General features: G+C 50.8%; 12 protein-coding genes and 1 pseudogene. All 13 read right to left on the reverse strand.

The genetic code is table 11. From position 1 onward, the window contains the following. Positions 1–84: 84 nt before the first annotated feature. The 13 genes and pseudogenes from DWZ16_RS07985 to miaA all read right to left on the reverse strand — a co-directional run bounded on the left by DWZ16_RS07985 (position 85) and on the right by miaA (position 12,312). Positions 85–1,062, reverse strand: a complete 978-nt coding sequence (locus DWZ16_RS07985) for a D-alanyl-D-alanine carboxypeptidase family protein (RefSeq protein ID WP_182427314.1) — start codon at positions 1,060–1,062, stop codon at positions 85–87. Then, complete coding sequence (locus DWZ16_RS07990) at positions 1,059–1,454, reverse strand: methylglyoxal synthase (protein WP_022359519.1); 396 nt, start codon at positions 1,452–1,454, stop codon at positions 1,059–1,061. The genes DWZ16_RS07985 and DWZ16_RS07990 overlap by 4 nt, the downstream gene beginning before the upstream one ends. Before the next feature lie 82 nt (positions 1,455–1,536). After that, a complete protein-coding gene (locus DWZ16_RS07995) occupies positions 1,537–2,613 on the reverse strand; it encodes an FtsW/RodA/SpoVE family cell cycle protein (RefSeq protein ID WP_370823634.1) in 1,077 nt (358 codons plus the stop codon). A 28-nt stretch (positions 2,614–2,641) separates the two neighbouring features. Beyond that, positions 2,642–2,941: a cell division topological specificity factor MinE gene (locus DWZ16_RS08000; protein ID WP_022359516.1), complete on the reverse strand. Its 300-nt coding sequence runs from the start codon at positions 2,939–2,941 to the stop codon at positions 2,642–2,644. Between the two features lie 11 nt (positions 2,942–2,952). Continuing rightward, positions 2,953–3,743: pseudogene (gene minD / locus DWZ16_RS08005) on the reverse strand (septum site-determining protein MinD). A gap of 84 nt (positions 3,744–3,827) precedes the next feature. Continuing rightward, a complete protein-coding gene (locus DWZ16_RS08010; RefSeq protein WP_118522581.1) occupies positions 3,828–4,493 on the reverse strand; it encodes a septum site-determining protein MinC in 666 nt (221 codons plus the stop codon). 14 nt (positions 4,494–4,507) lie between these two features. After that, a complete protein-coding gene (locus tag DWZ16_RS08015) occupies positions 4,508–7,408 on the reverse strand; it encodes a penicillin-binding transpeptidase domain-containing protein (protein ID WP_118467660.1) in 2,901 nt (966 codons plus the stop codon). After that, positions 7,401–7,919, reverse strand: a complete 519-nt coding sequence (gene mreD, locus DWZ16_RS08020; RefSeq protein ID WP_022359512.1) for a rod shape-determining protein MreD — start codon at positions 7,917–7,919, stop codon at positions 7,401–7,403. Before mreD ends, DWZ16_RS08015 begins: the two co-directional genes overlap by 8 nt. Beyond that, entirely contained in the window at positions 7,900–8,754 is an 855-nt protein-coding gene (mreC, locus tag DWZ16_RS08025) for a rod shape-determining protein MreC (protein WP_106999850.1), read from the reverse strand. Before mreC ends, mreD begins: the two co-directional genes overlap by 20 nt. After that, complete coding sequence (radC, locus tag DWZ16_RS08030) at positions 8,751–9,497, reverse strand: RadC family protein (RefSeq protein WP_118522582.1); 747 nt, start codon at positions 9,495–9,497, stop codon at positions 8,751–8,753. Before radC ends, mreC begins: the two co-directional genes overlap by 4 nt. A gap of 67 nt (positions 9,498–9,564) precedes the next feature. Beyond that, positions 9,565–9,819 (reverse strand): DUF4321 domain-containing protein, encoded by a 255-nt coding sequence (locus DWZ16_RS08035; protein ID WP_106999848.1) that lies wholly within the window; start codon positions 9,817–9,819, stop codon positions 9,565–9,567. Positions 9,820–9,954: 135 nt separating this feature from the next. Then, positions 9,955–11,253 (reverse strand): aminotransferase class I/II-fold pyridoxal phosphate-dependent enzyme, encoded by a 1,299-nt coding sequence (locus DWZ16_RS08040; protein WP_117795348.1) that lies wholly within the window; start codon positions 11,251–11,253, stop codon positions 9,955–9,957. A 75-nt stretch (positions 11,254–11,328) separates the two neighbouring features. Further along, positions 11,329–12,312 carry a tRNA (adenosine(37)-N6)-dimethylallyltransferase MiaA gene (gene miaA, locus DWZ16_RS08045; protein WP_106999846.1) on the reverse strand — a complete coding sequence of 328 codons (984 nt, stop codon included), beginning with the start codon at positions 12,310–12,312 and terminating at the stop codon, positions 11,329–11,331. Positions 12,313–12,328 lie beyond the last annotated feature (16 nt).

Genomic DNA, 12,328 nt, shown 5'->3' on the forward strand with positions numbered 1-12,328 from the left:
AATCTCCTCCTTGAGTTTATTTAAGTTGTATGTAAAATCTTTTATTGTATAAATAATTATAGTATAAATTTATAAATATTGCAATCACTTATTTGAAATTTTAGTCAAAATTTCCGTCATATTGTCATAAAGTGACGGACGATTTGCAGATTTTAGCACAATCGATATATATTCCTTGCCATCGTCCCCATCGCTCGCCATGATCAGGCAGTAGCCAGCCGCCTGTGTGGTGCCGGTTTTGCCGCCTAAGACAGTCACTCCCTCCGGTGCCTCGCGATCTCCCTTCAGATACCAGTTGCCAACCTTCCAGACCTGCTGTTTTGCGGCTCCATTTGCATCGGTATAATCAGCTGTATAAGACTGCGCGTTGATGATCTCACAAAACAGCGGCAGTTTAAGCGCCTCGTTGAAAATCAGATAGAGATCATATGCCGTTGTATAGTGGTCGGTGCTGTGCAGACCATTTGCATTGACAAAATGCGTGTGGGTCGCACCGAGTTCCTTCGCTTTCGCATTCATCTTCTCCACAAACGCATCCGTGCTTCCGGCGATATGATCCGCAATCGCATTGGCTGCATCGTTGCCGGACGGAATCATCAGTCCGTATAAAAGCTGCTCCAGCGTAAAGGTATCGCCCGGCTTGATGCCTGCCATCGAAGCGCCTGCCTCGTGGATCACGACATCGTCATTTGCCGTCACCGCATCGGAAAGATTGCCTTCCTCGATCGCGATGATCGCCGTCATTACCTTCGTGATGCTCGCCGGGTACATCTGGTCATAGATGTTCTTACCATATATAACGCTGGAGTCGGTCACATCAAACAATGCGCCCACCTGCGCCGTCACCGCATCATCTGGAGCAATATCGCCGTCTGCAGATTCCGGTACGCAGAGAGAAGAGGCAAAAAAGGGCGCCAGCCCGGCACCTGCCGCTGGCGTCATCTGCGCTTCCCGTTCTTGAAATGAATATGCCTGTTCCAGACCGCGGGCACCACAGCCGATCAGCATGCTGATACCGCAAAGCATCAGTGCGCCCGCAAGTCCGATTGTCTGTTTTCTCATTTGTACATCTCCCGCCATTCCATATCGCCGCGGTCAAGCGCCTTAACGAGAAGCTCTGCCGTCGCCAGGTTTGTCGCCATCGGGATATTGTGAATATCACAGAGGCGGACAACATCATTAACATCTGGCTCATGCGGCTTCGGCGCCAACGGATCGCGCAGGAAAATCAGCAGATCGATCTGATTGTGTTCGATCTGTGCGCCGAGCTGCTGGGAACCTCCCAGATGACCCGGCAGATATTTATGGAGGGTCAGATTTGTAACCTCCTCAATCAGGCGGCCTGTCGTTCCTGTCGCATAGAGTTCATGCTTGCTCAGGATGCCGCGATATGCGATACAGAAGTTCTGCATCAGTTTTTTCTTCGCATCATGTGCGATTAACCCGATATACATCTATACCTGCCTCCTTAATGATTCCTATTTTTCATAACCATAAAATTCAATTTCCATGCAGCTTCACAGTCCATGCATGTACTTACTGAACGGTTACGTTATTTCGTTGCAATCCAACATTGAGAACAACTCCCATTCCGATAAACATACTGAGCAGCGAACTAAGTCCGGAGCTTATGAAAGGAAGCGGAAGACCCGTGTTCGGGAAGATTCCCGTGGCTACCGCAATGTTGGCAAAACTCTGGAACGCCAGAAGCGCCGCCATGCCCGATGCAATCAGACGTCCAGCTGTGTCCTTCGCGCGCGCCGCAATCCAGAGGCACTCATACACCAGCAGCGCATAGAGGGCAATGACCGCCACGCCGCCGACAAACCCAAGCTCCTCTCCGATAACAGCGAAGATAAAGTCCGTCTGTTCCTCCGAGAGGAAATTTCCATTCTTGACGGAGCTTAATGTGTTGTTAAAAAGTCCCTTGCCGCGCAGCTGCCCGGAGCCGATCGCCATCATGGAGTTATCCTGCTGACGGTTCAGATCCGTAAATTCACTGCTGCTGTGGAAAATCTTTCCCATGATACGCTGTGCCTGGTATTTCTGGAGAAACGGGATGAATCCCTGCAGCGACAGATAGATAAGCGCCGCAAATCCAGGTACCCCGACCGCCACCGCACCGGCAATCCATTTGTAACTGATACCGGCTACATAAACCATGCACAGAATCATGAAGCAGATGACGATGGTGGTGGAAAGGTTCGGCTGCAAATATACCATGCCGACCGGAAGGGCACAGATAAGCGCCGTCATCCCCAATGTCTTTGGCTCATTGATTTTATCCCGGTTTCTGGAAAGAAAATTCGCCAGGATGAGGATCAGACCGATCTTTACAAACTCGGACGGCTGGATCTGAATCCCGCCGATCCGCAGCCAGCGGGTCGCGCCCTTGGTGGTACGTCCAAACAAAAGAACTGCCGCCAGCATTCCGGCACAGACCACATAAATAAGCGTGGTAAATCGGAAATACTGATGGTAATCAATCAAAGACAGAACCAGACAGATAATCAGGGATACAACCACTCCGATAATCTGTTTTATCACAGAGGAACGGTCCTGATTGCTGGCGCTCCCGACAACCAAAATGCCGAGAACACTCAGCAGAATCATATAAATGAGGGCTCGAAAGTTGTAATTTCTAAATTGGTAATCGAATATCATGCTGTAAATGGCTCCTTAAAGTAAGAACCGGCACCGACGCACAGACCGCCGGGAATACCTCCGCCGGCTGTTCTGAGGATGTCCTCAGAATCCGGAGTGTCACATCCCCCGGATCAATCTCCAGATAACGTGACACGCTCCTCAGGAAATCTGCGCGAATCAGATCCAGAAGTTCCGGCGAACAGCCCGCCCGATCGGCAGTCAGAAGGTGTTTTAAACGCTTTCTGGCTATCTCGCCGGAATTCTTTTTCGTAAACAGTTCTGCAATCAGAATCATAGCGTCCCCTCCTATGCACGTTTGAGGAAGCCGGATATCCGGGACCAGAAGCCCGGAGACGCATCAAGCTGTATAAATGGTACCGATTCTCCAAGTATTCGTTTGCATATGTTTAAATATGCCTGCCCGGCATATCCATTCATGCCGACCAGCGGTTCGCCCTGATTCGTGGATATAACGATATCCTCATCGTCCGGGACTGTGCCAATCACAGGGACAGACAGAATATCCATCACATCATCCACCGACATCATATCGCCCCGGCGCACCATATCGCTCCGGATCCGTTGATGATCAGGTCCATACGCCCGACCCCGGATGCTTCTAAAAGTCCGATGATCCGGTCAGCATCCCTTATCGCGGATACCTCCGGTGTCGTGACAATCAGCGCCCGGTCCGCCCCGGCGATCGCATTGCGAAAGCCCTGCTCAATCCCGGCGGGACAGTCAAGCAGTATATAATCAAACTCTTCTCTTAAGTCTTCTACTAATTTTATCATCTGCCCCGGACTCACGGACGACTTGTCCCGCGTCTGGGCGGAAGGTAATAAGAACAGGTCAGGATATCTTTTGTCTCGAATCAGCGCCTGCTTCATCCGGCAGTTTCCCTCGATCACATCGACCAGATTGTAGATAATCCGGTTTTCCAGTCCCATGACGACATCCAGGTTTCTCAGACCGATATCGGTGTCGATGAGAACCACCCGTTTGCCAAGCATGGCAAGCCCGGTGCCGACGTTCGCTGAGGTTGTCGTTTTGCCGACGCCTCCTTTTCCGGAAGTAATAACGATAACTTCGCTCATAGGAACATCCTCCTGTATTCTGTTTTACCATTTTATTCTACTCTAAAAAGTAGAATAATTCCAGTCTTAAATCCATTAAATACGCTAAATAAAATGAAAATAATCTAAAAAACTTTTTTTGACCGATTCTACGTCAATGTTTCCATCGGATACCGATGCAATCATCGGTCCGCGCCCCATCTTTTTACCCTGACTGCGCGTTTTGGCTGTCAGATCAGCAATCCGAAGGTGCATCGGCGACATTTCCAGCGCGGTGATCACCGCGTCCTCACTTCCCGCCGCCCCAGCATGGGCGGAACCCGCCAGCGTGCCAAGAACGACGATATTGCCCCGTGCGCTGACACGCGCGCCGCGCTCCACATCCCCGATGATCACGATGCTCGCATCGGATTCCAGCAGATCGCCCCGGGATAAATTACCCTTATAGAATTGTCCCGTCCGGGCAGTCAGCTCCATCAGCCGCTCGGTCAGCGCCTTTTCACAGCGGGCGATGCGGTTAGCGTCAGTATCCAGCAGACAGAGAATCTCTATCTGGGAATTGGCGGTAATCGCATCCGTCACCTGCAGTTCCTCGATTGGGGTCAGTTCTCTCCCCTCCAGGGTCAGCGTCATCTGGGCGGATCCCCAGAATTTTTCACTTTCTTTAAACTTTTTCCCTACATCCTCCAGTAACTGTTCAAAGGGGGTGTCCGGATTCAGAATTACCGTCATACCGGACTTACATCCCTTTATTACTACGGAACTTTTCATAGTTCCATCACCTCTTAATCTCCATTGATTCGTTCATTGGACGCATCCAATGCTCCTGAATTCAGGATATCATCCAGACTCGCATAGCCATAGAAATAACGATATACGTGTTTTGCCACCATCGCTGCATTCGAAGAAGAATATCCATTCGGGATACTGACCGTCACCGAAATTTCCGGATTCTCATACGGTGCAAACGAAATAAAGAACGCGTGGTTGCCCCGTTTCTGGGACTCCTGCGCCGTACCGGTCTTACCAGCCACGTGTACGTCCAGACCATCAAACACGCGCTTGGTCGAACTGTTGGTAACTACCTGGCGCATACCTTGTTGGACTGCATCCCAGGTGCTTGTCTGGAAATCAAGGGTTGACGCCACAGCCGGCGAATAATCCTTGACCAGATTACCCTGGGAATCCGTCTCCTTATCAATCAAGCTCAGATCATAGACCGTGCCGCGGTTGGCAAGCGCCGTCACATAGCGGGCAAGCTGCACGCTCGCAAACTGGTGCGTACCCTGTCCCATACTGGAACGCTCCGGATCGGTATCACTGATAGACGGCGTCGCCTCCGAGATTTCAATGCCCGAAGTCCGGTCCAAACCGAACATGGTCGCATATTTTTTCAGCGTCTCCAGACCTTTCTCCGGTTTGTAGCTTCCATCTGTCTCTGTGGACAGGCGGTGCGCCACCTCCGAGAAGAAATAGTTACAGGAATTTTCGATACCTCCCACGACGTTTAACGGTCCGTGGAAGCCCGGATATTTCCAGCATCGGATCGGATTGCTGACTTCCTCATAAATACCGGTACAGTTAATCATATCAGAAAGCGTGATTGCCCCCTCTTCCAGACCTGCAATCGCCGTGATCGGCTTAAAGGTGGAGCCTGGTGCTTTCAGCGTCTGCGTCGCATTGTTTCGCAGCGGCAGCGACTGATCGGCATTTAGCTGGGCAAAATAGGTGCTGTCCGAAATCCGGTTGTTGTCATAGCTTGGATAAGATACCAGTGCCAGCACCTCGCCAGTCTTCGCGCTCGTCACGACACAGCTCGCCGTACACGGGTCAAGTGCCAGCTGCGCCGGTGTGATCTCAATATTGCGGATCTTATTCATCAGGAACTGGTACGCATATTCTTCCCCGCTGACACGCAGCAGGTTGACCTCATTCTCATCGTATGCAAGCACATTCTGGGAATAGAGCGCCATGCAGAGCTCGCGCCCGGTCACAACATTGTTATTGATTAAATACTGATAAATCAGTTTCTCGAATGCCGGATCCTGTTCCAGATCGCGGAAACAGTCGTCCAGCAGTGCCGTGAAGACATCGTCCGCATTCGAATAGCGGCTCTGGATGTCCAGCTTCGTCGTATCGATCCAGTTGTTGGCAATTCCATAATATAAGTATTCCCGCAGACTGATCGTACCGTTCTTCCACGCCTGATACATGTCACTGGACGTATCAATCGCATCACGCTGGACAATCGCCTTGTTGCTGGAAGAAAGATACGAATAGATATACTGCATATATGCCTGCATTTCCTCTGACAGCGCGTTCATCGGCGTTGCATTTTCAGACTGCAGTTCGCCCCGCAGTTCCTGTTCAATCCGCACGCGTGAGCTCTCGTACTTCTGATAAATCTGCTGTTCCACATCGGATGCCTCTTCGGAAGCAAAATTGTCAATCGAGAGGACGTTGTTGTTGATCAGCTGGAAGTATGCCTTCTTGATCGGTATCTTAATACTGGAAGAATCGATATAAGCGATATCTTTCTCATCCTGGTTGACAATCGTCTTTAACAAGACGCCCGCCAGCTGCTTCTCCAGAATGTGGTAAATACCCTTCTGAAGGTTCAGATCGAGGGTCAGCCAGATATCGTTGCCTGCCACTGGTGCGACTTCCCCGGTCACGCTTAGGATTCTTCCGACGTTATCTACATATGCCGTCTGGGAACCTTTCTTACCCTTTAATTCCAGTTCCATCGAGGATTCGATGCCGGTACGGCCTACTACATCATTTAACTCATAGTCATCGTTGACCGCCTTTAACTCCTCCAGACGTTCGCTCGTTACTTTTCCCGTATATCCAATGATCGGCGCAAAGTAGAGGCTTTCATTGTACACACGGATCGTCGATTCCTGTATATTGACGCCCACCAGATCGGCTGCGTGCTCTAAAATGTCTGCAACGGTCTCATCGCTGATATCCGTCGCGATCGTTGTCGATTCGTACTTCTGGAACGCGGTAAAACGCATCGTGTAGCGGATACCGACGATCTGCAGCGCCACCTCATCCGAAACATCGATCGGATTGCCGTCTTTGTCAAGCGGGCGCCCGTCCCGGTTCTTATCGTCACCGAGTGTCAGGTGGTACTCCTTTTTCATCCGCTCCAGCAGATCTGGCGCTGAAATGTCGGACGGGTATTTTCCATCTGAATCGTCCATCTCATCCACATTTTTAAGGCCATAATAATCGCGCAGGAATCGCTTGCGTCCGGACTGTGTCTCGGAGGTATACACGACATTTCCATCGTGATCGAGCGTAAGCTCTAAACTGGTCTGTGCGCTCTCACCGTGTTTATTCAAGATCGATACCAGATCGTAGAGCATCGTGTTCCACTGTGCATCCGTCTTGTATGCACCGGTATCCTGTATGGTAACGTCGTATGCCAGTTCGTTGTACGCCAGCACATTGCCGTTCCGATCGTAGATATTACCCCGCGTGCTGGCAGTCTTTATGACTTTTTCCGTCATCGCTGTATATGCATCCTGATACTCTTCGCCCTTGATGATCTGCAGGTTGAACAACCGCATCACCAATGCGGACGACATCAGGCAGAACACAACCGCCAGGACAAAAAGCCGGGAGGTAATCACTTTTTTGAACCATTCTCGCAGATATTCTTTCAGGTCATCAAACAATGTTCGAATCTCTCCTTTGTTCCCATTCTTTCAGTTTCCGGTTGATAAAAAGGAAAAACCGGTATACGACAAGCGTCGTAACCGTGGTAAATATGATCTCCGGGATAATGATGGAGACCAGATAATGCCCAAAATTCAGACGATTCCGTATCAGGAACCGGAATACATAGATGTACAGGTTATAGATTAAATCACTTGCCAGGCTCAAAAGCAGCGGCAGCGTGATGTAGTCTTCATAATAATACTTGTTGCAGATTCCACTGACATACCCCAGATTGATGAAAAACAGTGTATAAAAGCCAAATGGTCCACTGTAAAACAGATCCATAAAAAGACCTGCCACCAGCCCGTAGAACATCCCCCGCTCGCGCCCCTCGATGAAGCTGCACACAAACACCACAATCAGCAGCAGGTTCGGAGCCGAAGATAAGAAGGCGATCTGTGGGAACACGCAGATCTGGATCGTGAATGCCAGAATCAGCATGACAAGGTTAATCAGCAGCTTCCGCATTATTGTCGCCTCCATCCCCATTTTTCAGCTGGGTGATTACCAGTACCTCCTGCAGGTTATCAAAATCTGCAACCGGAATGATTGTACCGGATTTGGTTACGTTGTTGGCATCGGTCGTCAGCCCGGAGGCATAACCGATGAGAATGCCCGGCAGGAAAATATCACTGATGTTGGAGGTCACGATCTTGTCGCCCTCCTGGATATCTGCCTCTTTCTTGATATGGTCAAGTCCCAGCCGTCCATCCTGGTAAAGCGTCAGGTTGCCGGATACATTACAGGTATCGCCGGTCCGCAGGGACATGCCGCTGACGTTGCTGTCATCATCGATGATCGCGCGGACAGTTGCATAGTTTGCCCCGACATCGGTTACAATACCGACCAGTCCGCCGCCTGCCATGACGTTCATATCTTCCTGGATGCCATCGTCCGCTCCCTTGTCGATCCGGAATACCTGAAACCAGTTTCCAGAGTCCTTTGCAATGACACGGGCGGCTATTTTTTTATACTGCATATATTCCTGATCAAGCTGATACAGCTCTCTGAGACGGTCTAACTCGTAAAGCTCCGACTGCAAGCGGTTGTTCTCTTCCACCATCTGATCCAGACGCATCTGGAGATTTTTGTTCTCCTCCTGCGCCTCCCGCAGGGAGGAAAAATTTTCAAGCGCATTGTAGAGACCTGTGCCGATCGCGTTGACGCCTGACTGCAGCGGTACCAGAACAAAACCGACACCCGTCCGAAGCGGCATCAGAAAGCTTGATTTGATAGACGTTGCTGTAATCAGCACAAGACAGAAGGCTGACATACCTGCCAGAATATACTTGCTGTTTTTCATAATGATAGTATTCCCCGTTCTTTGAAACTAAAATAGGCTTGTTCGCCGATAATCACATGATCCAAAAGCCGGATTCCCAGCATAGCGCCCGCCTCCTGAATCCGGACGGTCGTCCGCCGATCCTCCGCACTGGGGGTAGGATCCCCGCTCGGATGATTATGTACTAAAACGATGCTGGCTGCATGATAGCGCAGCGCCTCGATAAATATCTCCCTCGGAGACGCCGGAGAGTGATTGAAGGTTCCCCGAAACAGCAGGATATCCCGAATCAGCCTCTGCTTCGTATTGAGGATCATCAGGTGCATCTCTTCCTGCTCTTTGTGACGCATTTCCTCCATATAAAAAGCGGCGATCGCCTCCGGCGCCGTAAACGCAGGCGCTTCTGAAAGCGTCAAGGTGCGCCAGATCCGCTGTGACAGTTCTCCCACACACAAAAGTTCGATTCCCTTGACCCTGCCGATTCCTTTCTGCTCCATCAGTTCTGGAAGAGTCAGATGCAAAAGCCCTAAAATCCCCGGCGGCTGCGCCTGCGCCAGAATCCGGGTTGCCAGGGAAAGTGCCGACTCCTGCCGGTTTCCGGTCCGGATAAGGATCGCTAAAAGCTCGGCGTCCGTCAGTGCCCCAACTCCCTCCCTCTCACATTTTTCGTAGGGGCGGTCTTTTTCAGGGATATCTTTCATGGTAAGACGCCATCCAGCGGTCGGTTCAGAACTTTTTACTGGTTTCTTTGTTTCTTTTTTCATTGATTGTCCTCCTGCGTGCCTCTCCTCTGCATACAGAAAGCCATTCCCACCAGGCGGGATTCTTTGATTAAATCAGACGATATGCGATCAGTGCAATGACAACGCCGATGATGCTCGCCATCGTCACCCGGATTGACAGACCAAACGTGATAACCAGGATTCCTAAATCAAGAACAACCGGGTCCATCAGACCGAAGGATTGTCCGTAATTCAGCCACGACAGTCCCCTGACGCCGGAGGCCATATTTCCGATAAATCCACCTAACACAATCCCTGTCATCAGAAGCAGCAGCAGAATCCAGAAATTTTTTGCTCGATTCATGATACTGAATACCGTCCCTTTCTATAATCTTTATTATCTTAGCACAAACTGCCGGAATGTGTATAGACAGTCCGGCAGATTTTTTTTTAAAGTTTTCTTAAAATTAATTACAAAATCATTCAAAAAACGTCATTTCTAGTCGATTTTGAGCTGCTCAGGTTTTACTATGCCCGCATCCAGAAGCTTCTGCAGGGACATTAAAATGCCTAACTTCGCATGGTACCAGGTCAGTCCGCCCTGGAAGAAGACGCTGTACGGCGGTTTGATCGGACCATCCGCGGAAAGTTCTATCGAGGATCCCTGGATAAAGGCACCTGCTGCCATAATAACCTGGGAATCATACCCCGGCATATCCCACGGTTCCGGCGATACATAGCTGTCAACCGGCGCCGCCGCCTGAATGCCCTGGCAGAACGCAATAACACCCTCCGGTTTTCCAAACGTGATCGCCTGAATGATATCATAGCGCGGCTCCGTGCTGTTCGGAACCACATCAAAGCCCAGGCGCTCATAGACGTTTGCCGCAAAGATAGCTCCCTTTAATGCGCCGGATACAACGGTCGGTGCCAGGAAAAGTCCCTGGAAGAAGGACTGGTTGACGCCAAGACTGGCGCCGACCTCCCGTCCGAGTCCCGGAGAACCAAGGCGGTACGCTGCATTTTCGATGCACTGTCTGGTTCCGGCGATATAGCCGCCGATCGGCGCCAGTCCGCCGCCCGGGTTTTTGATCAGGGAACCGACTACCATGTCCGCACCGAGATCGCTCGGTTCGATCCGCTCAACGAATTCGCCATAGCAGTTGTCTACCATACAGATCACTTCCGGTTTGATGGATTTAACAAATGCAATCAGTTCACCGATCTGCTCTGCCGAGAGGGTTGGACGGGATGCGTATCCCTTGGAACGCTGGATGGTTACCAGTTTTGTCTTCTCGTTGATCGCCGCGCGGATGCCGTCGTAATCGAAGGTTCCGTCCGGCAGCAGGTCAACCTGACGGTATGAAATGCCGTACTCTCGCAGGGAACCGTTGGACTCGCGGATGCCGATCACTTCCTCCAGAGTATCATACGGTTTTCCCACCGGCGAAAGCAGCTCGTCGCCCGGGCGCAGGTTTCCGGCTAATGCCGTGTAGAGCGCGTGCGTTCCGCACACGATCTGCGGGCGCACCAGCGCGTCCTCAGTGTGGAATACATCCGCATATACCTGTTCCAGCGTCTCACGTCCGAGGTCGTTGTAACCATACCCGGTTGTACCGGAAAAATGAATATCGCTGACGCGGTTTTTCTGCATCGCAGCGATTACCTTTAACTGATTGTACTCTGCATTGCCATCGATCTCTGTGAAACGATCTTCCAGAGCCGCTTCGATTCTGGCTCCATATTCAAGCACTTCTTTCGAAATGCCGAGGTCGCCATACATTTTCTCTAACTCCATGGTGCTTCCTTTCCTGTTGTCGGTTATTCTATAATTCTTTTTTGGTTTCTTATACTTTGGAGTGTTCCATCCATCTTATGAATCACACTCCATAATACCCGCTTCCGCCGCTAATTCCTGCAGAATATGTTCCAGCACGCGTTCCCGGTCATTATCAAATTCCGGCAAATATAAGAAACGCACGTCGCGTTCCCGCCGGAACCAGGTAAGCTGACGTTTCGCAAAATGGCGCGTATCGCGTTTCAGGATATTGACCGCTGTCTCCAACGACATTTCGCCATTTAAATATGCCAGAATTTCTTTATATCCAAGTCCCTGCATCGCCACTGAATCACGCCTGCAGCCCATCGCCTGCAGCTGCCTCACTTCCTCGACCAGTCCCTCTTCCATCATCTCATCGATCCGCTTCTCGATCCGCTCATAGAGAACTGTCCGATCGGTATTTAATACATAATAGAAGAAATGGTACGGTGAAATCTTTGCCCGCTCCGCCTCATTGTGGGCAGAAATCTTCTCGCCCGTCTGCTCATAATATTCCAGCGCGCGGATCACACGTTTTACATTGTTTGCGTGGATCGCCTCCGCCGATTCTGGATCGACCGCCCGCAGGCGCTCATGCAGGACTTCCGCCCCCTGTTCGGCTGCCAGACGTTCCATCTCCTCCCGAAACTGCGTATTTTCGTCGATCTGGGTAAAATCAATATCATTGAGCAGCGCCTGAATATAAAAGCCGGTTCCACCTGCCACGATCGGAATTTTTCCGCGGCTGTAAATATCTTCCGCCGCCGCGCGGGCAAGCGCCTGAAACCGCACGACATTGAAATCCTCAGTCGGCTCTAAAATATCGATCAGATGGTGCGGCACACCGTCCATCTCCTCCAGGCGTATCTTTGCCGTACCGATATCCATGTGGCGGTACACCTGCATCGAATCCGCGCTGATGATCTCGCCGCCGATCCGCCTGGCAAGCTGAATGGACAGCGCCGTTTTTCCGACTGCCGTCGGTCCGGTCAGGACAATCAGAGGTTTTTTTTCAGCCGCTTGTTCCAGATTTCCCATAAGACTTTCTCTCCTT

Source organism: Clostridium sp. AF29-8BH, assembly GCF_003478145.1.
GTDB lineage: Bacteria > Bacillota > Clostridia > Lachnospirales > Lachnospiraceae > Otoolea > Otoolea fessa.